Source organism: Bartonella sp. LJL80, from assembly GCF_054871565.1.
In genome coordinates this window covers 368,321-390,840 of the sequence record NZ_JBTXLM010000001.1, presented here as the reverse complement: position 1 = coordinate 390,840, position 22,520 = coordinate 368,321, and the positions used below count along the sequence as shown (strand labels likewise).

Sequence of the window (22,520 nt, the reverse complement as noted above, 5' to 3'; positions counted from 1 at the left end):
ATCAATTCTTAATCCGGCTTCTATCGGATAAGAATTGCGACAACGAATAATTCTTGCAATTCCCGAAAAGTGGGAACCGCATCCGCCAGAGAATTGATTCACAGGATCAATTCTTTGTCCGGCTTCTATCGGATAAGAATTGCGATATTAAGCGACATCCACTGGAACTAAAAGTTCCGGCGAATATGAGATAAGGCGGCTCCATGCCGCCTTTTTATTTGTTTTGCTTTCTGGCGCTTTGTAAATGGCTTTGGCTTTCCTATCTAATGGATAGCGAATTGACTTTTGACAAAGCGCGAGAATAATAAAACGTTCAAAAAACTTTAAACTCTATTGCCAATATTCAAGGACAAAAAAATGAGTGCCCCGCGTACGCTTTATGACAAGATTTTTGAAGACCACATTGTTGACCGTCAGGAAGACGGCACATGCCTTCTCTATATCGATCGTCATCTTGTCCATGAAGTAACAAGCCCGCAGGCCTTTGAAGGGTTGCGTATGGCCCATCGCAAAGTGCGTCATCCAGAAAAAACCCTTGCGGTGGTCGACCACAACATTCCCACGTCGCCTGACCGCTCGCAGATTATCAAGAACGAGGAAAGCCGCACTCAGGTAGAGGCCTTGGCAAAAAATACCGCGGAATTCGGTGTTGAATATTTCGACCAGAATGACAAGCGGCAGGGTATTGTCCATATTATCGGGCCGGAGCAAGGTTTTACGCTGCCCGGCATGACAATTGTTTGCGGTGATAGCCATACATCGACCCATGGTGCATTCGGTGCGTTAGCGCATGGTATCGGCACATCCGAAGTGGAACATGTTTTGGCGACGCAAACCTTGATCCAGAAAAAATCCAAAAATATGCTGGTGCAGATCGACGGCGCTTTGCCCGATGGTGTTACCGCGAAAGATCTGGTTTTGGCAATTATCGGCAAAATCGGCACAGCGGGCGGAACCGGGCATGTCATCGAATTTGCGGGCGAGGCTATCCGCAATCTTTCGATGGAAGGCCGCATGACGGTCTGCAATATGTCGATTGAAGGTGGCGCGCGTGCCGGTTTGATCGCGCCGGATGAGGTAACGTTCGAATATATTCGCAGCCGCCCCCGTGCGCCCAAGGAAGACTTGCTGGATAAAGCGATTGCTTATTGGAAAACCTTGAACAGCGATGAAGGTGCCCATTACGATACCGTCGTGACGATTGATGCAAGCGAACTCGTGCCATCGGTCACTTGGGGTTCGTCTCCGGAAGATGTCGTGCCTGTCACCGGTGTTGTCCCCAATCCAGCCGACATAGCGGATGAAACAAAACGCGCATCCAAAATACGTGCGTTGGAATATATGGGCCTGACTGCCGGTACGAAAATCACCGACATCAAGATTGATCGTGTCTTTATTGGTTCGTGCACCAATGGCCGCATCGAAGATATGCGCGCAGCTGCCGCTGTCATTGCGGGTAAGAAGATTTCTCCCACGGTGTCAGCCATGGTGGTTCCCGGTTCGGGTCTTGTGAAGGAGCAGGCGGAAGCTGAAGGTCTGGACAAGATTTTCATAGAAGCAGGTTTTGACTGGCGTGAGCCTGGTTGCTCGATGTGCCTTGCCATGAATGATGACCGTTTGGAGCCGGGAGAGCGTTGCGCATCAACGTCCAACCGTAATTTTGAAAGTCGTCAGGGTTACAAGGGCAGGACGCATCTCGTCTCTCCCGCCATGGCAGCGGCAGCAGCAATTGCGGGCCATTTTGTCGATATACGCGATTGGAAATAAAGATGCCTGCGGCATAATCGCCGCAGCATCTCTCTGCCTCTTTACCTCGTAAGCGAGGCAATTTAAAAGTGAAGATGAAGACTGATCCGGCCAACAGGGAGACCCCGCGCCATGGCATCGAAAAATCAAACGCCACATGCTGTTGAAATTAGCCTTTTGCGCTTGAAAGACGCACATCTTCTCGCGCCCCTTCTTGCAAGTTATGCGCAGGCATTGAAGCGCGGCGCACCGCGTCGGCCCGATGAATTTTATGCCGAGCAATTGTTGCAAGATCGTACAGCAGAGGTTTTGGGCGCACGTCTTGATGGTGAACTTGTCGGCTTTGTCATATTCTATGACCTGCCGGAGCCGGTTTCGGGTTTGCGTGCCGGTCAGGTTGACCATATCCATGTTCACCACGCCCATCAGGGCAAGGGGATTGCAAAGGCAATGATTGATCTGCTTTGTGACCGCGCTGAAGACCGTGGTTGGACCAAGCTGGTTTTGAATGCACCGCGCTTGCCGGAAGATGGCAAAAAATTATACGAGCAGATTGCAGCCAAGGGCGATTGGGCCGGCTTCGTCATTCGTTTCGATTAATGCATTTCCAGCAAAAGTTGAAAGACTTTTGTGTCAGGAAAACGCAATTTTAAAAAAGTAAGAGCGAATCCGTACGTCAATCAAAAACGGTTTTGCTCTCGACTGAATATCGAGAGAAAGCCGGCCGACCGGTTTTCTCTTCCCGTCCCATTCAAAGACACACAATAAGTCTCCGCCGATCTGATCTTCCCATGTGCGTCATCGGTTGCAAGGGAAGGGGCAAGATTGGGTGGATCGAGAATCACCTGATGCAATCATGCGCATCAAAGTTGGGTATTGATCATCGATCTAAAATCTTGATTTAATTAGTCATATTTTTTAACCGATTGAATCGTGTTTCCCACGCTAAAGTGGGCTTGATCCCAATGATTTGATGACAAGAATCGTCGTTACGGCTTTGACGTGGGGCAATTTCCGCATTAGAACAAAAATAAGCTTTGCAGTTTATGGCTGCGGAGCATTCGGTTGTTTTTGTGCGTGACCTTGAATCCGACAACTCAAATGGCCGGCCTGAAGTGTTGGAGGGAGGAAAAAGCCATTCCAATGCATAAGATAGATTTTCCAACCTGTTTGCAGCGCGCATAGCAAAGCAGACGGGGGAGTGTCAGGCAATGGTGGTTTCACCATGTCTGCGGTCAAAGCCAGGTCAGGAAAGCCCATGACAGATACAACGACGAAAGAACGTCCCCTTTCACCTCATGTCAGCATATATCGCTGGCCTATCACCATGGCCATGTCGATAGCACACCGCGTTTCGGGTGGTGCACTTTATTTCGGCACTCTTTTTCTCGCAGCATGGCTTATTGCCGCAGCGTGCGGAATGGAGGCATTCGAAACGGTCAACGGACTTTTCAATTCGTTTATCGGGCGTTGCATCCTCTTTCTCTACACGCTTGCATTGGTTCATCATCTGGTTGGCGGTGTACGCCATCTCTTCTGGGATACAAAAACCTGTCTTCTTGAAAAACATACAGCCACCAAGACGGCTTGGGCGACTGTCTTCATTTCCATCATTTTGACGCTCCTTATCTGGATCGTCGGCTATGTCGTTCGTTAAAGGCTGGAGAGAAATTCATGAAAAAAGATTTCAGAACTGAGCTTGGTAAGGTTCGCGGTCTTGGCTCCGCCCATCACGGAACGCACCATTTCTGGATGCAGCGCGTCACGGCATTTGCCAATGTACCGTTGTTCATCTTCTTTATCGTGCTTGTTGTTTCATTGGTTGGTAAAGACTATGCCACCGTTCACGCGACATTGGCCAATCCGGTGGTTGCAGTGGTTATGGGCCTTATGGTCTTTTCGGGCATTTACCACATGAAACTAGGCATGCAGGTCATTATCGAGGATTATCTCCCCAATGAGGGCGCACGCGTCTTCGTGCTGACCTTGAACATGTTCTTTTGTTACGTCATGGGCGGCGCTTTGCTTCTTGCCCTTCTTAAAATCACATTGGGAGGTTGATCTCCATGGCCACCACAACTTCAATTGCCGATGCAAACAAAGCTGAAAAAGCCTATCGCTATGTCGATCACAAATTCGATGTTGTTGTTATTGGCGCTGGCGGTTCGGGTTTGCGCGCGACACTGGGTATGGCCGAACAAGGTCTGAAGACAGCTTGTATCACAAAGGTTTTCCCAACACGTTCCCACACCGTGGCAGCGCAAGGCGGCATTGCTGCCTCGCTTTCCAATATGGGCCCTGATAATTGGCAGTGGCACATGTATGACACCATCAAAGGCTCTGACTGGCTGGGTGACATGGATGCCATGGAATATCTGGTGCGCAACGCACCTGATGCCGTTTATGAGCTTGAGCATTACGGTGTGCCTTTCTCCCGTACGGAAGAAGGTAAGATCTATCAACGTCCTTTCGGCGGCCACACAACCGAATTTGGTGAAGGGCCTCCTGTGCAGCGCACCTGTGCCGCGGCTGACCGTACAGGTCACGCAATTTTGCACACGCTTTATGGCCAAAGCCTGAAGCATAATGCGCAGTTCTTCATCGAATATTTCGCGCTTGATCTCATCATGACCGATGGCGTTTGCACGGGCGTTGTCGCATGGAATCTCGATGATGGTACAATTCACCGTTTTTCCGCCAAGATGGTCGTGCTGGCAACCGGTGGTTATGGCCGTTCCTATTTTTCGGCAACCTCGGCGCATACCTGTACGGGTGATGGCGGCGGCATGGTTGCCCGTGCGGGCCTGCCTTTGCAGGATATGGAATTTGTCCAGTTTCACCCCACCGGTATCTATGGTTCAGGCTGCCTGATCACCGAGGGCGCGCGCGGTGAGGGCGGTTATCTGATCAATTCGGAAGGCGAGCGTTTCATGGAACGCTATGCGCCTTCATTCAAAGATCTTGCCTCGCGTGATGTCGTATCGCGTTGCATGACCATTGAAATCCGTGAAGGACGCGGTGTCGGCCCGAAAAAAGACCATATCTTCCTGGTCTTGAGCCATATTGATCCGGCGATTTTGCACGAGCGTTTGCCCGGCATTTCTGAATCGGCACGTATCTTTGCCGGTGTCGATGTCACCAAAGACCCGATCCCTGTTCTGCCGACGGTGCACTACAATATGGGTGGTATACCGACCAACTATTATGGTGAGGTTTTAAATCCTACGGATGATGAACCGGATCGTGTACAGCCCGGCCTTATGGCTGTCGGCGAAGCTGGTTGCGCTTCGGTGCACGGCGCCAACCGTCTTGGCTCCAACTCGCTGATTGACCTTGTTGTCTTCGGTCGCGCGGCGGCTATTCGTGCCGGTGAAGTCATTGACCGGAAAGCCGAAATTCCGCCCATTAATGAAGCGGCTGTTGAAAAAATCATGGAGCGGTTTGATCGCATCCGTTTTGCCAATGGCTCGATGCCGACAGCAGAACTTCGTGAAAAGATGCAGCGTGCCATGCAGGAAGATGCTGCGGTGTTCCGTACAGAGGAATCGTTGCAACAAGGTTGCAAACGTATTTCGGAAATCTGGAAGGAATTGCCCGACATCAAGGTAACAGATCGCTCGTTGATCTGGAACTCCGATCTGATGGAAACATTGGAATTGGAAAACCTTATGGCCAACGCCATTACCACGGTTTATTCGGCCGAAGCCCGTCATGAGAGCCGTGGCGCACATGCCCGCGAGGACTATCCCGAGCGTGATGACAAGAACTGGCGTAAGCATACGCTTTCACATTTGTCGCCCGAAGGTAAAGTCACACTTTCCTATCGTGGTGTTCATCTCGATCCGTTGACCAGTGAGGAAAACGGCGGCATCGCACTCAAGAAAATTGCGCCTAAGAAGCGCGTTTACTAAGGGGAGATACACCAATGGTACAAATGCAGCTTCCCAAAAATTCGCAGGTGAAAAAGGGCAAGGTCTGGCCGAAACCGGCAGATACGTCGAAACTCACGGAGTTTCACATCTATCGTTGGTCGCCTGATGATGATCAGAACCCGCGTCTTGACACCTACTATGTCGATCGCAACGCCTGTGGGCCGATGATCCTTGATGGGCTTCTCTATATCAAGAACCATGTTGACCCTACGTTGACACTGCGCCGTTCCTGCCGTGAAGGTATCTGTGGCTCTTGCGCCATGAATATTGACGGTTCCAACACGCTGGCCTGTATCAAGGGGATGGATGAAGTCAAGCATCCGATCAAGGTTTATCCTTTGCCGTCAATGCCGGTGGTCAAGGATCTGGTGCCGGATCTCAACCGTTTCTATGCGCAGCATCGCTCGATCGAGCCGTGGCTACAGACCGTTTCACCAGAGCCGCAAAAAGAATGGCTGCAGAGCCATGACGATCGGTTGAAACTGGATGGCCTTTATGAGTGCATTTTGTGCGCTTGTTGCCAGACATCCTGCCCCAGCTACTGGTGGAATGGCGATCGTTATCTCGGGCCGGCCGTTTTGTTGCAGACTTACCGCTGGATTGCCGATTCTCGTGATGAAGCAAAAGGCGAACGGCTTGATAATCTTGAGGATCCTTTCCGTCTCTATCGTTGTCATACGATTATGAATTGTGCGCAGACCTGCCCGAAAGGCTTGAACCCTGCCAAGGCAATCGCGGAAATCAAGAAGCTGATGGTGGAACGCCAAGTCTAACGGCGGATTTTATCAAACTGTTTTGAAAAGCCGCAGCCTGTGTTGCGGCTTTTTGTTTGCGCCATATTCTTAACGCTTTTAGAGCGGCTGCCGATTGACGTGAATGATCAATCGGATAAGATACCGGAACAAATCAAAAGCTTGAGATGCGCGGTCCGGATAGCATCAGGTTGAAATGCGCATCAAGGGCTATTTCTTTTGCGATCTCTATTGCTGACATGCCCCTTTTGCCTTCTATTTTCCATAGCCCTTATATCTGGCTTTGTATCTAACCTTGGATGTTTTCACCTGCTTGAAAGCTTGCTCAAGGCTTCTGAAAACAGATTTGGTTCTCTAGAGCAGAGTCACTTGAGTGAGGTCATGGGTCTGCTCTCATCCATTGTTTTTACGCGGTTCTTATCCAAAAACCGGTTTCCACTTTTTGGGAACCGCTCGACTAGAGCAAACCTTCTTTTTTTGGGGGCATGGATTTGCTCCAGATTTTTTATTTGTCGCATTGTCCAACGAAAAAGCCGATTCAACTTTTTCTGGAAATGCTCTAGTGCCAAGTTCTGCAACGGCTGTGCTGTTATCCGTTAGCGCTTGGACATCAGCCGTTTGTGCCTGTTGCTTGCAACGTGTTATTTTCTTTTTTTTAAAGGATAGTCACAACACGAAATGGCGGTTTCCGGGGGAAAAAAGCCATAGATACCCCCTACCCCATGGGGTCATCTCTTTTGAGACAACACACCATGAAGCAGGGGCATCCATAGCCATGGGACAAAACCCATAAGTCCCGTATCAAAAAGGGGGGACAAAGCCAGAGCGCCTTTCGGCTAACCCGTCCTCTGTTTCTGACAGCACCGGAGGACTTTCGATACCCGCGCTTGCAGTTTAACGTCAGCAGGGAGTTGCACCCTGTCACTGCGGGGATAGGCCATAAAGCATTTTACGCAATTTGTCAATAAAATTACGTAAAATGCGTAATAGGCTTTTGGTTATTTTGAAAATCTCAAGGTGATCTGATCCTATAAGATCGAGATACCCTCTAAAGAGCTTCACCCAGCAACAGTTTCGGTGAGCCTTTTGTCAATCCAGCGGCCTCTTCGATGAAATAGCTCTTCAGCTTTGGCAAACGGTCGACAATACCAAGACCGACGTCACGGAGCATGCGGATTGGGGTAATATCATTCGAGAACATACGGTTGAGTACATCGGTCGTAATGCCCATGCGGACAGTTTCGAACCGACGCCAGCTTTGATACCGTTCCAGTGTCGCCATCGAACCGATATCCAGTCCCAGACGCGATGTTTCCACAATCACTTCGGCGAGAGCCGCAACATCACGGAAACCGAGATTGAGCCCTTGGCCGGAAATCGGGTGAATGCCGTGTGCCGCATCGCCGGCAAGAGCAAAACGGGGCTTTACGAAATCGCGCGCCAATGTCAGCCCGAATGGAAAGGCCCGCTTTTCGCCCACCAATTTCAATGCGCCAAGATGGTGCCCGAAACGGCTTTCCAGTTCAGCCTCGAATACCATGTCGTCGGCTTCCATAAGACGTTTTGCATCTTCATCACGTTCATTCCAGACAAGGGAAGATCGGTTGCCCTTCAAGGGCAATATGGCGAAAGGCCCGGCGGGAAGAAAATGTTCTTCGGCGCGCCCATGATGCGGACGTTCATGCTCGACTGTGCAGACAATGCCCATTTGGCCATAGGGCCAGTAAACTGTTTTGATGCCTGCCATGTCGCGCAGCTTGGAGCGTACGCCATCGGCAGCAACCAATAATCGTGTGGTCAGGATGTCGCCATTATCCAGTTCGACATCCACCTGTTCGGCACGGTTGGTGAAGCCGTTGACACGGACACCTTCGATGACCGGAATGCCCAATTCTTTTGCACGACGATGGAGGGACGCATTGAGGTGCTTGTTTTCGACCATATAGGCAAAGGGCTCACCCGCGGCAACATCACCGTCAAATGTCAGAAAAACCGGTCTTACCGGATCACTTTTGCGCGAATCAGTGATGATCATGTCGCGTATAGCCTGAGATTGCGGCTCCACTTCCTGCCAACAATCAAGCTGTCGCAACATGCGGATCGCCGCGGCCGCAATGGCAGAGGCACGCGGATCGGTCTTCCAGCTATCTTTCGGGCTGGCATCAATAACGCTGATTTTCAAGGAAGGGGCTGCCTGCTTGACCGCAACTGCCAAGGAAAGGCCGACATAGGCGCCCCCTGCAATGATCAGATCGAAACCCTCAGCGCGTTGTGTGGTTGCGGCAGACATCTCTTGCTTCCTTTCGAAATTGCTGGCACCGGGCTTGTCTGTTCTTGACAAGGTGCCCTGTTCTTGGTTCATCGGTCTGGCATGAATTCATCAATCGAGTGATATGTTCCATGACCAATCCGCTTCAACATCTTCTATCCATACTGGATTTAGAAAAAATAGACCAGAACATGTTTCGCGGGCAAAGCGGGAATTCACGCTGGCAACGTGTTTTTGGCGGCCATGTCATTGCCCAGGCGCTTATGGCAGCGCAGCATACGGTCAGCGATGATCGGTTTGTTCATTCACTCCATGCCTATTTTATCAGACCGGGCGACCCGGAGCAGCCGATCATTTACGATGTCGAGCGTTTGCGGGATGGCCGTAGTTTTTCGACACGGCGGGTTGTTGCCAAACAAAGCGACGTTGTTATCCTGTCTTTTTCCGCATCATTCCAGATTGACGAACCGGGGCTCGATTATCAAAGGCCGATGCCACAGGGGTTGCCTCAACCGGAAACGTTAGCGGATGATCATACGATCAACGAAGCTATTTTGGCAAAGGCACCGGAGAGTGTCCGCACCTATTGGAATATGCAAAGGCCCTTTATCATTCGTCCAACGGATCTGGAGGAATATCTGGGAAGACAAAAACATTCGCCGTCGCAGCAATGCTGGTTCAAACTTGATGGCGATGCGGCGGGAAATCGTCGTTTGAATTCTGCTGTTCTAGCCTATTTGTCGGATATGACATTGCTGGATACGTCTTTATTGGTGCATGGGCGGTCGGTGTTTTCCGATGATATCCAGCCGGCCAGCCTCGACCATTCCATGTGGTTTCACCGGCCTTTCATTCTTGATGACTGGTTGCTTTATGACATTGAAAGCCCCAACACCCATAATGCACGGGGATTGAGCCATGGCTATATTTATAGTCGGGATGGCAAGCTTGTCGCCAGCGTCGCCCAGGAAGGTCTCATGCGCCAGATTGCGCCGCGTTGAGCGCGCCCGATGCGTGGCGCTGACCCTGCTGCGGTTTTTCATCGATAATATTTTTTGGATGAAGCAAGGGCTCATCCTATTGTTTTTCCGAAACGCAATCCGGCAAACCGAGTGGCGTTTTTGGTATTTTTCCAGATTATTTGTCCAATTGGCACGAAGCTTGAATGTTGCACCATAGCCAGCGGCTTTCAAAGCGGCGTGGTTTTACTGCAATGTGCAACAGCCAAGAGGGACAGACTATGAAAATCATCATGGCAATCATTAAGCCTTTCAAGCTCGACGATGTGCGTGACGCATTGACCGCTATCGGCATCGACGGATTAACGATCACAGAAGTCAAGGGCTATGGGCGGCAGAAGGGGCATACGGAGATTTATCGCGGTGCCGAATATGCCATCAGTTTTCTGCCGAAGATCAAGATTGAAGTGGCTGTGGCGGAAGAACTGGTGGACCGTGTGGTAGAGATTTTGACCGATTCCGCGAGAACAGGCCAGATTGGCGATGGGAAAATTTTTGTCATCCCCTTAGACCGCGCGGTACGTATCCGTACCGGAGAAATTGATGAAAGCGCGCTTTAGAGCGCTTTTCGACCTGATGCTATCTGGCCGGCGCGTCTCAAGCTTTTGATTTGTCGCGGTATCTTATCCGATTGATGTTTCACATCGATCGGGAACCGCTCTAAACCATGCGTTTGTGAGGCATTCAGCCTAAAAAATAGGCAATAATTTACAATGATACATAGTTGTGCGGCTTTCAGTGCCGAGATGGAGCTTTAAAAAGCAATTGGCATGAAACTTGTTAGCATTGATATGAAGTGAACGTGCTGCACGTTCCATTCCTGATGGAGAGGTTAAATGGTGAGTGTTAAAAAGATTATTCCGATCGCGTTGGGTGCTTTTGCACTGATGGGCGCGAGCACGGGTTTTGCACAGGAAGTCGAGACAGTGACGGAGGTTGTCACCGAAATCCCGACAAAGCTCGATTCCGGTGATACAGCATGGATGCTGGTTTCGACGGCTTTCGTCCTTTTGATGACGATACCCGGTTTGGCGCTGTTTTACGGCGGTATGGTACGTAAGAAAAACGTTCTGGCCACGATGACGCAGAGTTTCGCGATTTGCTGTCTGGTCAGTGTCATATGGTTTGTCGTGGGCTACTCGTTCACCTTTTCCGGCGAAAATCCTTATTACGGCGATTTCGCCCACCTTTTCCTCAAAGGTATCTCCATAGATGACTTGAATGGCACCTTCCCGACCTATCTATGGATTACGTTCCAAATGGCGTTTGCAGTGATCACTCCGGCATTGATTACCGGTGCCTTCGCCGAGCGGATGAAATTTTCAGCAATGCTCTGGTTTATGGGATTATGGTCACTATTGGTTTATGCGCCGATCTGCCACTGGGTTTGGGGCGGCGGTTTCCTTGGAAAAGATGGCGTATTGGACTTCGCCGGCGGAACGGTTATCCATGTCAATGCCGGTGTCGCAGGGTTGGTCACGGTTCTAATCCTCGGAAAACGTGAAGGCTATGGCAGTGTCAATATGGCACCACACAATCTGACACTATCGATGATCGGTGCCGCTCTTTTGTGGATTGGCTGGTTTGGTTTTAACGCTGGCTCGGCCGGTGCCGCCAATAAGGTTGCTGCCATTGCCATGCTTAACACACAGGTGGCAACTGCGGCTGGTGCTTTGTGTTGGATGATCGTTGAATGGGCCGTTTCAAAGAAGCCATCCGTTTTGGGCATCATCTCCGGCGCGGTGGCAGGCTTGGTGGCTATTACGCCAGCGGCGGGCTTCGTCGAACCTATGGGCGCATTGATTATCGGCATCATTGCCGGACCTGTTTGCTATGTCGCAGCGGTATTCCTCAAGCGGGCACTGGGTTATGACGATTCGCTTGATGCCTTTGGCGTTCACGGTGTGGGCGGTATTGTCGGTGCATTGCTGACGGGCTATTTCGCTTCCGACATCTTTTTTGACGATCCGGATGCCTATGCCAAAGTATCGGTGCTGAATCAGGCTTACGGTCTTGTTGCCGCAATTATCTATTCAGCGGTGGTCACGGCCATTATCCTCTATGTCATCAAAGCTGTCATCGGACTGCGCCCGACAAAACAGCAGGAAATCGAGGGGCTTGATATTTCCCTCCACGGTGAAACCATTCACTGACACGACATCTTTGTCCTAGAGCACGTTCGGTATCTGATGAACCAAATACGTGCTCTAAGTCTTTGGTTTTTCCGCATTTTTGTCCGATAGGATTGGGATTAAGAAAACGATCCTGTGAATCGTTTTCCCCACGGATGCGCTTCACACTTTTGCGAAAATGCTCTGGAGCAAATCTTCTTTTTCTCGGGGCATGGATTTACTTCAGATTTTTTATTTGTCGCATTGTCCAACGGAAAAGCCGATTAACTTTTTCAGGAAATGCTCTAGAAAAAGCCCGCATCAAAAGCGGTTTTTTTTATTGTTGAACGGTTTTTGAAACCCTTCAATCTGCTGACCGGGCTGCCGATGGTTAATGGCCCGTTAACTCTCTGGCGCTATAGTGACACAACTATGCCGAATTGATCGGCGGTCATCTATCTGGGTTTTTTTATGCGTCAGGGCTCATCATCTTATGATTTAACAACAGACGGTGCTTATCAAAGCCCGCGTCTTGTGGTGATGTTTTCACGCCAGCTTGGCTCGTTTATCGGTATCGCTCTTCTGGTACTGATAGGATTGGCTGCAGCGGCATTGGCAACCTGGAACGTTGCCGATCCGTCATTGAGTTATGCCAATAGCAATCCCGTTACCAATTTGATGGGGTGGCCGGGAGCGGTTTTTGCCGATCTTGCGATGCAGTTTTTCGGCCTTGCAAGTGTTGCGGCATTGTTGCCGCCGTTTTTCTGGGCCGTGCTCTTGATTGCACAAAAGGATATTGGCAAGCTTGGTCGGAGGCTGTTCTTCTGGGTGGTTTCAGCCTTTTGTTTTTCCGGTTTGATCGCCTTGGTTCCACCGTTTGCTCATTGGCCGATGCCTATCGGGCTTGGCGGCGTATTCGGCGACAAGATTTTATCCTTTGCCAATATTTTTCTTTCCGCTTTGCCGACCATGGCAAGTTCGGTGATAATAGCGGTCATCCTAGCGCCTTTGGCGTTCTGGTCGGTGGCCATTGCTGGTGGTGTCGTCGGGCGCCGTCAGCCTGCAAAGTCCTCCAAACAGAAAAAACGCCGTCAGGCCAGCAAGGATTATGATGACGAGCCGGAGCGTGACGCGCCGCGTGGCAGCATTTTTGTGACCCTTTTGGGAGGAACGATGCATGCTGTCTATACGCTCAAGGCAGCCATAGGTCGTCTGTTCAGGCGCAACGAGCCGGATTTTTTGAAAAATCCGGACTTTTTGAAAAATGTTGAACGGTCCCATCCGGAAAAAAGCAAAGGGCGTGTGGATCCCGGTTTTGCATCTCTGCAGGCTGTGCAAAACGAAGTGCCTTGGGAAGATGAAAAACCGCAAAAGGCCAGTCGTGCGAAAGCCGCACCAAGAGCCACCGCGCAGCAGGCTTACGGGTTTGAACTGCCGCATCTGGAATATCTGGCCGAGCCGAAAGTCATACAAAAAAGCCCGTTGCTTTCCCCTGAAAGCCTTAAGGAACATGCCGCCCAATTGGAAAGCGTATTGGAGGATTTCGGCGTTAAAGGCCAAATTATCCATGCACGACCCGGCCCTGTCGTAACCCTCTATGAGTTTGAACCTGCGCCGGGTATAAAATCTTCGCGCATTATCGGCTTGGCCGATGATATTGCCCGCTCGATGAGTGCAATCTCGGCCCGCGTCGCCGTTGTTCCGGGTCGTAATGTTATCGGCATCGAACTGCCCAATCCGACACGCGAAACCGTTTATCTGCGTGAAATCATGCAAACGCAGGATTTTTACGAAAACAAGGCCAAACTTGGTTTGGCGCTTGGCAAGACCATTGGCGGAGAAGCTGTGATTGCCGACCTCGCAAAAATGCCGCATTTGTTGGTTGCAGGGACGACAGGCTCGGGTAAATCGGTGGCAATCAATACAATGATCCTGTCGCTGCTTTATCGTATGACACCTGACCAATGCCGCTTGATCATGGTTGATCCTAAAATGTTGGAACTTTCTGTCTATGATGGAATTCCCCATTTGTTGACACCGGTGGTTACCGACCCGAAAAAAGCCGTTGTCGCGCTTAAATGGGCGGTGCGCGAAATGGAAGAGCGTTACCGCAAGATGGCCAAAGTGGGCGTCAGGAATATTGATGGCTTCAATGCCCGCGTGAAAGAGGCGGAAAACAAGGGAGAAAGTCTGTCCCGTACGGTGCAGACCGGTTTTGACCGCGAAACAGGTGAGCCTGTTTATGAGACTGAAACGCTGGACCTTGCAGCAATGCCTTACATCGTTGTCATTATCGACGAGATGGCAGACTTGATGATGGTTGCGGGCAAAGACATCGAGGGTGCCGTTCAGCGTCTGGCGCAGATGGCGCGCGCGGCCGGTATCCATGTGATCATGGCCACGCAGCGTCCCTCCGTCGATGTTATCACCGGCACGATCAAGGCCAATTTTCCGACCCGCATATCGTTTTCGGTAACCTCGAAAATTGACAGCCGCACCATCTTGGGCGAGCAGGGGGCCGAGCAGCTATTGGGGCAGGGTGATATGCTCTTCATGATGGGTGGCGGACGCATCCAGCGCGTACATGGGCCTTTTGTCGGTGATGATGAGGTCGAACAGATCGTCCACCATCTTAAAGCGCAGGGCGTGCCGGATTATCTGGATGCTATCACGGAAGATGATGGCGAAACAGAACTCGCCGGCTCGGAAACGAATGCTCCGACAATGGAAGATTCGGAAGACCCTTATGATCAGGCGGTCGCTGTCGTATTACGGGATCGCAAGGTTTCGACATCTTATATTCAGCGTCGTTTGGGCATTGGGTATAACAGGGCCGCTTCCATTATTGAAAGAATGGAAGATGAAGGGCTTATCAGCGCCGCAAATCATGCGGGAAAGCGTGAGATTCTCGTTCCTGAAGATGATGCCCCTTTTTGAACCGTTAGCAGTTTTGCCTTGTCTTTGCGGGCATTTGCCACAGATGGAAACAGGCACGCCATAGTGATGCCACACGATGCTGCAATAAGAATGGCAGGAGTATAGGAATGATGATGAAATGCGTATCGGCTTTTAAAGCGCTTATGATTGCGGGAGCGGTGGCTACAACCGCAGCAATATCGACAGTGGTTCTGCCGGCATCCGCTTATGCGCAAAATGCCAATGCGCAGGCACAAACAATTGCAAACCATTTTTCATCGATCAAAACGATGACAGGCGATTTCGTTCAGTTCAGTCCTAAAGGTGATATGTCCGAGGGAACTTTTTACTTGGAAAGACCGGGTAAAATTCGCTTCAGCTACAAAGACTCGCCTGTGCGTGTGATAACGGATGGCAAATCTGTCGCGATCAACAATCGCAAGCTCGACACTTGGGATCTCTACCAATTATCGCAAACACCAATGAAAATGTTGCTCGACAACCAGATCGACCTTTCCGGCGGTCGCCTTTTGGGTGTCAGTCAGGATCCGGGTGCGACAACGATTATTTTGGCGGATAAGAGCCTGGGTAAGGGGCAGATCCGTATGATTTTTGACTCGAAGACCTACGAGTTGCGTCAGTGGACGATTGTCGACCAGCAAAACCTTGAAACAACGGTGCAAATCACCAATGTTCGTACCGGCGTGAAATTTGCCAAAGGAATGTTCGATATTCCGTATCAGCGTATCGCGATGAAACGCAACCGAAACTGATATGATTTAAGTCCGCGGGAACTTTATTGCCCGTTCATCCTTTCTTTTCACAGATGGAAATTGAAAGGATGAAACATGCCGTATAAAACGCACACCCTATTTCTCAGTCTGGCTCTCGCTTCGACAACACTCGTAACAGCCGGTCAGGCACAAATGCCAAGAGGTGAAGCCACGTCGGATTCACCCCGTGATATTGCCGAAATCAAACAGGGCGGTATGGATAAACCCGTACCGTCTTCTGATATGGCCGCAGTCCTTTTCAAGCTTGAAGAGCTGGGTGCCAAGCCGATAGGCACTTTGACCGTTGAACAGACACGCAGCCAGCCTTCGCCTGCCGATGCGGCCACGGCTGTGATGAAAGACCGTGGTATTAAAGCCGATGAGCGCTTTACCTCTATCAAAACCGAAGATATGACGATTGCCGGACCGAAAGGCGATATTGCGTTGCGTGTATATACGCCGCAAGGCACAGGGCCTTTCCCGCTTATCGTCTATTACCATGGCGGCGGTTGGGTGATTGCCGATCTTGATACGTATGATATGTCTGCGCGCGCACTTGCTGCCAAGACAGGGGCCGTTGTTGTCTCGGCTCATTATCGGCAAGCACCTGAAAACAAGTTTCCCGCGGCGCATGCAGATGCTTGGGCAGCTTACCAGTGGGCCGTCACGCATGCCGGCCGTTTAAACATCGATATTAAGAAGATTGCCGTAGCAGGCGAAAGTGCTGGCGCAAATCTGGCAGCCAATGTGGCTTTGCGTGCAAGGGATGCAAAAACCATCAGGCCTGTACACGAATTGCTTGTCTATCCCATTGCGGGCAATGATATGAATACGCCTTCATACAAAGTGAATGCTGATGCACAACCCTTATCCAAAAAAGCGATGGGGTGGTTTGTTGCAGAAGTGTTTGACCATCAAAAAGACACAGCAGATCCGCGGATCAATCTTGTCGGGCGCAAAGACTTGCAGGATTTAGGCGATATTACCGTCATAAATGCTGAAATTGATCCGCTGTTAAGCGAAGGTATGACCTATGCCGACCATTTAAAAAATGCCGGCAACCAAGTCGTCCAGCATACCTATCCCGGTGTGACACATGAATTCTTTGGCATGGTGGGTGTTGTCCCGCAAGCAGATGAGGCAACGGATCTTGCCGCCCGGCAGTTGAAGGCTTCTTTCGACAAGGTCAAATAGCCAAATATTGCCGGTGCGGAAAAGTTTTACGTGAGCGCTGGATTTTTAGGTTTTAGCTGGATAAAAGAGGGCAGGAAAACTAGCCCTTTTTTTGAAGGTTTTAAGATGAGCTTCAAAGTTGCCACTTGGAATATCAATTCGGTTCGATTGCGTTTGCCGCTCGTTCTCGATTTATTGGCAGAGCAACAACCGGATGTCTTGTGCCTGCAAGAGACAAAGTGTCCCGATGATAAATTCCCGTTCAAAGCCCTTAAGGCAGCGGGTTATGAATTTATCGAGGTGAGTGGTCAGAAAGGCTATCATGGTGTTGCAACCCTTTCGAGGCGCCCTCTCGGTGATGCCCGCAGAATAGGATTTTGCGACAAAGGTGATTGTCGTCATCTCTCCGTGACTGTTAAAGCAGGTGATAAAACGATACGCATTCACAATTTTTATGTTCCAGCCGGAGGGGATGAGCCGGATCCGGAAATCAATCCGAAGTTTCGCCATAAGCTTGATTTCCTCGAAGAAATGAAAGCTGTGCGCGCTGATATGGGCGATGGCTATTCGTCCATCCTTGTCGGAGATCTCAATATTGCACCGTTGGAAAACGACGTTTGGTCGCATAAACAGCTGCTGAAGATTGTCAGCCATACCCCTATCGAAACCGAAACCCTGAAGGCTCTGTGTCATGATGGCGGTTGGGTCGATCTCATGCGCGAACAAGTGCCTGAGCCTGAAAAGCTCTACACCTGGTGGAGCTACCGTGCCAAAGATTGGGAGTCGTCCAATCGTGGCCGGCGCCTTGACCATATCTGGTCTTCGCCTGATCTTGTCCCCCATATGCAGCAGATGCAAATCGTCACGGCAGCAAGGGGATGGGAAAAACCGTCCGACCATGTGCCGGTTATCATGCGTTTTGATCTTGATTAATGATACGCGAAGTATTGATGGCGTCAAACTATTGACTTTGGCCGAAAATGAACAAAATTTCACGAGATTTTCAAGCGTGAGTGTGGAATATAAAAGCGCGGACGGAAAAATGTTCATGCTTGATGCGCCGCAAAAGTCTTACGACGGTTTCAGGAGAAATGATGCAGAAATGGTGTTCAAAGAACGCGGGCAAATTGCCTAAGCGCGTTTCTGCACTCGCCGGGCTTCTCTTGCTTTCAGGTTGTCTTGTCGGGCCGGACTATCAAAAGCCGTCTTTTTTGCTGGCGTCGCATTGGAGTTCAGATTCACGTGAAACCCCTTCTCAACCTGCTCAAATTGCAGGGTGGTGGCGCCGCCTGAATGATCCCCTGCTTGAAAAGCTGGTTGCTGATGCTATTGCCGGCAATAATGATGTTGCGACGGCCAAGGCAAAGCTGCGCGAAGCACGTGCCAGCCTTTGGCAGACAACAGGTACGCTCTACCCAAGCCTTGATGGATCGGCGTCTGGCAGCCGCAGTAAATCGGCGGGTGGGCCGGAAGGCAGCCAGTATCGTGGCGGTTTTGATTCCAGTTGGGAAATTGATCTTTTTGGCGCCAACAGGCGGGCCGTTGAAGCGGCAAAATATGGGCTTGATGGTGCAAAGGAAGATATGCGGGCGACAATGGTCACGCTTATTGGCGATGTCGCGACCAATTATGCTGAAGCCCGCGGCCTCCAGCAAAAAATAGCCTTGGCACAGAGAACTGCCGCCTCGCAAAAAAGGACGGCACAGCTCACCCGCGATAAATTTGCAGCCGGTGCGGTTTCCCAGCTTGATGTTTCCAATGCCGAGGGGCAGGCAGCCAGTACCGAAGCCGGTATTCCCCAGATGGAAGCGAATTTGGCAACGACGATACACCGCTTATCGGTGTTGACAGGGCAGAGTCCGACAGCGCTGAACGACACAATGAAAAAGACCGGTCGGGTACCACAGCCCAAATGGCCAATTCCAGCCGGTGTACCGGCAGACATTCTGTTGACGCGTCCCGATGTGCGCCTGGCCGAGCGTCAATATGCGCAATCAACCGCGCGTATAGGACAGGCAGAAGCTGCGCGTTACCCGTCGGTTACATTGACGGGCAATATATCGACAGCCGCAACGCAGCCCGGCCAGCTTGGCAAGGATTCATCCATCAGCTGGTCGTTTGGCCCGGGTGTGAGCGTCCCTATCTTCAATGGTGGCCAGCGTGAGGCTGCGGTGGAAATAGCCCGCGCGCAACGTGACCAATCGTTCATCGCCTATCGCAGCAGTGTTTTGACAGCATTGGAAGATGTCGAAAACGCGCTTGTGTCAATGCGCAAGGAAAGACAACGTTCCGGCAAGCTTGCTCAAGCGTCGACGGCCTACTCCAAAGCGCTGGAACTCTCACGATCACTGTATGAAAGCGGAAATACAAGCTTTCTAGAATTGTTGAATGCGGAACGTTCGCATTATTCATCAGAACAATCGTTGATTGAAAGTCGTGTAGCAATCACAACAGATTATATCGCCTTGATGAAAGCGCTTGGTGGGGGATGGGATGGAACCGTTGAAACGTCACGTCCCGAAATCGTCGATGGTTATACAGGCCCCCATATTAAAACGGCTCAGGCAGGAAGTGAAACACGATGAACCGTAGAAAACTGGTTACAATTATCGTCGCAGTAATTGTGGTGATTGTGCTTTTCTTTTGGATACGGTCGGCTTTTTTCGGCACGACACAGCCCACTTATATGACCTCAGCCGTTAAACGCGGAAACATCGAGGTGAGCGTCTTGGCCACGGGGACCGTCAAGCCGCATCGCTTGGTAGCGGTCGGCGCGCGAGCGACCGGTCGTATCGTTTCCATGAAGGTCCAACCGGGAAGTATTGTGAAAGAGGGAGATCTCTTGGCAGAGATTGACCCGACAACCCAGCAAAATGATTTGAAAAGCAAACAGGCGGCTTTGGCAAATTATCGTGGCAAATTGGCAGAACAGGAAGCCCAGTTGGTCCTTGCCAAGCAAAATTTGACCCGCCAGCAAACAATGATTGCATCCCACGCGGTATCGCGGGCAGATTTTGATGATGCAGATGCGCAGGTCAAAATCCGCGAAGCCCAGATCGACCAGTTAAAGGCACAAATTGTCCAAGCGGAAGTCGATGTGGAAACGGCACAGGTCAATCTCGGCTATACGCGTGTTACAGCGCCATCCGACGGCACTGTACTTGCTGCCGTTGTGCAGGAAGGGCAAAACGTCAATGCGGTGCAATCCGCACCGACCATCGTTATCCTTGGCGATCTTTCGGTCATGACCGTGCGGGCTGAAATATCGGAAGCCGATATCATCAATGTAAAACCGCAGCAGGATCTCTATTTCAACGTTATCGGCAATCCCGACAGGCGATATGAAAGCCGTCTGGAAAAGATTGAACCGGCACCTGAATCCATACGCAACGATATCAGTTTCAATTCTTCCAGCAGTGCCTCTTCAAGCACATCTTCATCATCGGCGATTTATTATAATGGTACATTCGACGTGCCGAACGATGATGGTGTTTTGCGCACCTATATGACGGCGGAAGTGCATATCATTCTTGGTCGGGCGGAGAATGCCCTATTGATACCGGCCGATGCTTTGAACAATGTAAGCGGGCATAAGGCTGTGGTGAATGTGCTGGATAAAAACGGCGAACTCCATGCAAAAGACATTGAAACCGGCTTGAACAATAAAGTTATGGTGGAGGTTTTATCTGGCTTGGATGAAGGTGAAACGGTCGTGACCGGCTCCAGCAACGGTGTCATGCCGACAGCCGGTAATCGTCGTCGTATGGGGCCGTTCTAAGCAATGAAAACCGATAGAACCGATGCCGTTATTGTTTTGAAGGATGTTATCCGCGAATTTCCTGCGGGAGAAACCAATGTGCGTGTTCTCAAGGGTATCAACCTGACAATCAAGCGTGGCGAGATGGTGGCTATTGTCGGTGCTTCGGGTTCGGGCAAATCAACGCTGATGAATATTCTCGGTTGTCTGGATCGTCCAAGCGCCGGAAGCTATCGGGTTTCGGGCAAGGAAACTGCACAGCTTGACGCCGACCAGCTTTCAGGCCTGCGGCGCGATCATTTCGGCTTTATCTTTCAGCGCTATCACCTTCTGGGCGAGTTGACGGCTCTCGGAAATGTGGAAATACCGGCAATATATGCCGGACGTTCGCCCGATGAACGCAAAAAACGCGCTGGTGCCTTGTTACAGCGCCTTGGCATGGGCGATCGAGTCAACCACAGGCCCGGGCAACTTTCAGGTGGTCAGCAGCAACGTGTGTCCATTGCCCGCGCATTGATGAATGATGCAGAAGTCATCTTGGCTGACGAGCCAACCGGTGCCCTTGACCGCCATAGTGGTGAAGAAGTCCTGCGTATTCTGGAAGAGCTGCATGCCGAGGGCAGAACAATCATCATCGTCACCCACGATATGTCGGTTGCCGAAAAGGCCGAGCGTATCATAGAAATCAGCGATGGCGAGATTTTATCCGATCGGGCCAATAAACCGACAGAAGTCGCAACCGGTCATGCGGATGATATAGTCGCCGAAATTGACAGCCACCAAACAATCGGCCTGTTTCGTTCGTTCGTCGATCGTTTCCACGAAGCGTTCCGTATGGCGCTTCTTTCAATGAATGCGCATCGTATGCGGACATTTCTGACGATGTTGGGCGTTATTATCGGTATTGCCGCCGTCGTTTCAATGGTCGCCTTGGGCAATGGCACACAAAAGCAGATTCTTGAAAACATCAATAGTCTGGGTACAAATACCTTGAATATTTTTGCCGGCAAAAGTTTTGCGGATATGCGGTCGGGCAAAGTCACGACATTGGTGGATGCCGATGCGACAGCGCTTGCCCAGCAACCCTATGCTGCGGCTGTCACACCGACTGTTTCAACCACATCCACAGTGCGCTATGGTTCTATCGAATCCAATGTTTCGGTCTCCGGTGTCAGCGATCAATATTTCGATGCGCAGGGTGCAAAATTGGTCGAGGGAAGATTGTTCGATGCGCAAAGCGTTGCGACCCGTGCCACCGATCTTGTCGTTGAAAAGCAGGCAATCTCCACACTTTTTCCCGATAGTCATGATAGCCCGATCGGCAAAGTGGTTTTGGTCGGCAAGGTGCCTACACGCATTGTCGGGGTGGTCGAACTGCAACAAATGGGGCCATCGTCCGACACGTTGCAATTGTATCTTCCCTATACAACGGTGCAGACGAGATTTCTTGGCAACAATACTGTGCGCTCGATCACTTTGAAAGTTGCTGATAACGTCGATTCCCGTTTGGCAGAAGAAGCCGTTAAACGCTTTCTGATCATGCGTCATGGCACGGAGGATTTTTTCATCCGCAATTCCGAAGAATTCCGAGAGCAGGTTTTGGCAAGTACGCAGGTGCTGACATTGCTCGTCGCCTCAATTGCGCTGATCTCGTTGTTGGTGGGTGGCATCGGCGTTATGAACATCATGCTGGTCACCGTATCCGAACGCATCAATGAAATTGGTGTGCGAATGGCAGTGGGAGCACGACAAAGCGATATCCTACAACAATTTCTCATCGAAGCCATTCTGGTTTGTCTGATTGGTGGCACTTTGGGCATTCTCTTCGGACTGTCTGTCGGTTGGATTTTCGCGATCAGCGGTGCACCATTCCAGTTGGTCTATTCGACTGGATCCATCATGATCGCATTCTTGTTTTCGACACTAATCGGCATTGGTTTTGGTTTTCTACCGGCACGCAATGCATCCAAACTCGATCCCGTAGCAGCGCTTGCAAGAGATTAGAGCGGTTCCCGATTGATGTGAATGATCAATCGGATAAGATAGCGCGACAAATTAAAAGCTTGAGACGG

Annotated in this window: 17 protein-coding genes; 16 read left to right on the top strand and 1 reads right to left on the bottom strand. The window is 50.7% G+C overall.

Annotated features, from left to right (window positions below; genetic code table 11):
• The first annotated feature begins 357 nt into the window (after positions 1–357).
• The 6 genes from leuC (at position 358) to ACYSNS_RS01710 (ending at position 6,451) form a co-directional block, all read left to right on the top strand.
• A complete protein-coding gene (gene leuC, locus ACYSNS_RS01735) occupies positions 358–1,767 on the top strand; it encodes a 3-isopropylmalate dehydratase large subunit (protein ID WP_461721398.1) in 1,410 nt (469 codons plus the stop codon).
• 111 nt (positions 1,768–1,878) lie between these two features.
• Complete coding sequence (locus ACYSNS_RS01730) at positions 1,879–2,346, top strand: GNAT family N-acetyltransferase (protein ID WP_461721397.1); 468 nt, start codon at positions 1,879–1,881, stop codon at positions 2,344–2,346.
• 658 nt (positions 2,347–3,004) lie between these two features.
• Complete coding sequence (gene sdhC, locus ACYSNS_RS01725; RefSeq protein ID WP_461721396.1) at positions 3,005–3,403, top strand: succinate dehydrogenase, cytochrome b556 subunit; 399 nt, start codon at positions 3,005–3,007, stop codon at positions 3,401–3,403.
• A gap of 17 nt (positions 3,404–3,420) precedes the next feature.
• The gene (sdhD, locus tag ACYSNS_RS01720) at positions 3,421–3,807 is read left to right on the top strand and encodes a succinate dehydrogenase, hydrophobic membrane anchor protein (RefSeq protein ID WP_461721395.1); all 387 of its coding nucleotides are present in this window, start codon (positions 3,421–3,423) and stop codon (positions 3,805–3,807) included.
• Between the two features lie 5 nt (positions 3,808–3,812).
• Positions 3,813–5,657 carry a succinate dehydrogenase flavoprotein subunit gene (sdhA, locus tag ACYSNS_RS01715; RefSeq protein ID WP_461721394.1) on the top strand — a complete coding sequence of 615 codons (1,845 nt, stop codon included), beginning with the start codon at positions 3,813–3,815 and terminating at the stop codon, positions 5,655–5,657.
• A gap of 14 nt (positions 5,658–5,671) precedes the next feature.
• The gene (locus ACYSNS_RS01710) at positions 5,672–6,451 is read left to right on the top strand and encodes a succinate dehydrogenase iron-sulfur subunit (protein ID WP_461721393.1); all 780 of its coding nucleotides are present in this window, start codon (positions 5,672–5,674) and stop codon (positions 6,449–6,451) included.
• 1,027 nt (positions 6,452–7,478) lie between these two features.
• Here ACYSNS_RS01710 and ACYSNS_RS01705 read toward each other — a convergent pair.
• On the bottom strand, positions 7,479–8,720 hold the full coding sequence (locus ACYSNS_RS01705) for a ubiquinone biosynthesis hydroxylase (RefSeq protein ID WP_461721392.1): 1,242 nt from the start codon (positions 8,718–8,720) through the stop codon (positions 7,479–7,481).
• 110 nt (positions 8,721–8,830) lie between these two features.
• Here ACYSNS_RS01705 and tesB point away from each other — a divergent pair, with 110 nt between their 5' ends.
• From tesB to ACYSNS_RS01655, 10 genes are all read left to right on the top strand, one after another.
• Entirely contained in the window at positions 8,831–9,700 is an 870-nt protein-coding gene (tesB, locus tag ACYSNS_RS01700) for an acyl-CoA thioesterase II (protein ID WP_461721391.1), read from the top strand.
• Between the two features lie 239 nt (positions 9,701–9,939).
• Positions 9,940–10,278: a P-II family nitrogen regulator gene (locus ACYSNS_RS01695; RefSeq protein ID WP_461721390.1), complete on the top strand. Its 339-nt coding sequence runs from the start codon at positions 9,940–9,942 to the stop codon at positions 10,276–10,278.
• A gap of 276 nt (positions 10,279–10,554) precedes the next feature.
• On the top strand, positions 10,555–11,871 hold the full coding sequence (locus ACYSNS_RS01690; RefSeq protein WP_461721389.1) for an ammonium transporter: 1,317 nt from the start codon (positions 10,555–10,557) through the stop codon (positions 11,869–11,871).
• Between the two features lie 429 nt (positions 11,872–12,300).
• On the top strand, positions 12,301–14,766 hold the full coding sequence (locus tag ACYSNS_RS01685) for a DNA translocase FtsK (RefSeq protein ID WP_461721388.1): 2,466 nt from the start codon (positions 12,301–12,303) through the stop codon (positions 14,764–14,766).
• A gap of 143 nt (positions 14,767–14,909) precedes the next feature.
• Complete coding sequence (locus ACYSNS_RS01680; protein ID WP_461721879.1) at positions 14,910–15,518, top strand: outer-membrane lipoprotein carrier protein LolA; 609 nt, start codon at positions 14,910–14,912, stop codon at positions 15,516–15,518.
• A gap of 75 nt (positions 15,519–15,593) precedes the next feature.
• Entirely contained in the window at positions 15,594–16,712 is a 1,119-nt protein-coding gene (locus ACYSNS_RS01675; RefSeq protein ID WP_461721387.1) for an alpha/beta hydrolase, read from the top strand.
• 105 nt (positions 16,713–16,817) lie between these two features.
• Positions 16,818–17,624, top strand: coding sequence for an exodeoxyribonuclease III (locus ACYSNS_RS01670; RefSeq protein ID WP_461721386.1), 807 nt, complete (start codon positions 16,818–16,820; stop codon positions 17,622–17,624).
• 161 nt (positions 17,625–17,785) lie between these two features.
• The gene (locus tag ACYSNS_RS01665; RefSeq protein WP_461721878.1) at positions 17,786–19,276 is read left to right on the top strand and encodes an efflux transporter outer membrane subunit; all 1,491 of its coding nucleotides are present in this window, start codon (positions 17,786–17,788) and stop codon (positions 19,274–19,276) included.
• The gene (locus tag ACYSNS_RS01660; protein WP_461721385.1) at positions 19,273–20,469 is read left to right on the top strand and encodes an efflux RND transporter periplasmic adaptor subunit; all 1,197 of its coding nucleotides are present in this window, start codon (positions 19,273–19,275) and stop codon (positions 20,467–20,469) included. The genes ACYSNS_RS01665 and ACYSNS_RS01660 overlap by 4 nt, the downstream gene beginning before the upstream one ends.
• A gap of 3 nt (positions 20,470–20,472) precedes the next feature.
• Positions 20,473–22,452, top strand: coding sequence for a MacB family efflux pump subunit (locus ACYSNS_RS01655; RefSeq protein ID WP_461721384.1), 1,980 nt, complete (start codon positions 20,473–20,475; stop codon positions 22,450–22,452).
• Positions 22,453–22,520 lie beyond the last annotated feature (68 nt).

What these genes read in the sequence shown, in the direction of transcription:
- tesB (WP_461721391.1), top strand. Translation starts at nt 8,831, where the DNA reads ATGACCAATCCGCTTCAACATCTTCTATCCATACTGGATTTAGAAAAA.
- ACYSNS_RS01660 (WP_461721385.1), top strand. Translation starts at nt 19,273, where the DNA reads ATGAACCGTAGAAAACTGGTTACAATTATCGTCGCAGTAATTGTGGTG.
- ACYSNS_RS01655 (WP_461721384.1), top strand. Translation starts at nt 20,473, where the DNA reads ATGAAAACCGATAGAACCGATGCCGTTATTGTTTTGAAGGATGTTATC.
- sdhA (WP_461721394.1), top strand. Translation starts at nt 3,813, where the DNA reads ATGGCCACCACAACTTCAATTGCCGATGCAAACAAAGCTGAAAAAGCC.
- ACYSNS_RS01675 (WP_461721387.1), top strand. Translation starts at nt 15,594, where the DNA reads ATGCCGTATAAAACGCACACCCTATTTCTCAGTCTGGCTCTCGCTTCG.
- leuC (WP_461721398.1), top strand. Translation starts at nt 358, where the DNA reads ATGAGTGCCCCGCGTACGCTTTATGACAAGATTTTTGAAGACCACATT.
- ACYSNS_RS01690 (WP_461721389.1), top strand. Translation starts at nt 10,555, where the DNA reads ATGGTGAGTGTTAAAAAGATTATTCCGATCGCGTTGGGTGCTTTTGCA.
- ACYSNS_RS01730 (WP_461721397.1), top strand. Translation starts at nt 1,879, where the DNA reads ATGGCATCGAAAAATCAAACGCCACATGCTGTTGAAATTAGCCTTTTG.
- ACYSNS_RS01710 (WP_461721393.1), top strand. Translation starts at nt 5,672, where the DNA reads ATGGTACAAATGCAGCTTCCCAAAAATTCGCAGGTGAAAAAGGGCAAG.
- ACYSNS_RS01705 (WP_461721392.1), bottom strand. Translation starts at nt 8,720, where the DNA reads ATGTCTGCCGCAACCACACAACGCGCTGAGGGTTTCGATCTGATCATT.
- ACYSNS_RS01670 (WP_461721386.1), top strand. Translation starts at nt 16,818, where the DNA reads ATGAGCTTCAAAGTTGCCACTTGGAATATCAATTCGGTTCGATTGCGT.
- ACYSNS_RS01685 (WP_461721388.1), top strand. Translation starts at nt 12,301, where the DNA reads ATGCGTCAGGGCTCATCATCTTATGATTTAACAACAGACGGTGCTTAT.
- sdhD (WP_461721395.1), top strand. Translation starts at nt 3,421, where the DNA reads ATGAAAAAAGATTTCAGAACTGAGCTTGGTAAGGTTCGCGGTCTTGGC.
- ACYSNS_RS01680 (WP_461721879.1), top strand. Translation starts at nt 14,910, where the DNA reads ATGATTGCGGGAGCGGTGGCTACAACCGCAGCAATATCGACAGTGGTT.
- sdhC (WP_461721396.1), top strand. Translation starts at nt 3,005, where the DNA reads ATGACAGATACAACGACGAAAGAACGTCCCCTTTCACCTCATGTCAGC.
- ACYSNS_RS01665 (WP_461721878.1), top strand. Translation starts at nt 17,786, where the DNA reads ATGCAGAAATGGTGTTCAAAGAACGCGGGCAAATTGCCTAAGCGCGTT.
- ACYSNS_RS01695 (WP_461721390.1), top strand. Translation starts at nt 9,940, where the DNA reads ATGAAAATCATCATGGCAATCATTAAGCCTTTCAAGCTCGACGATGTG.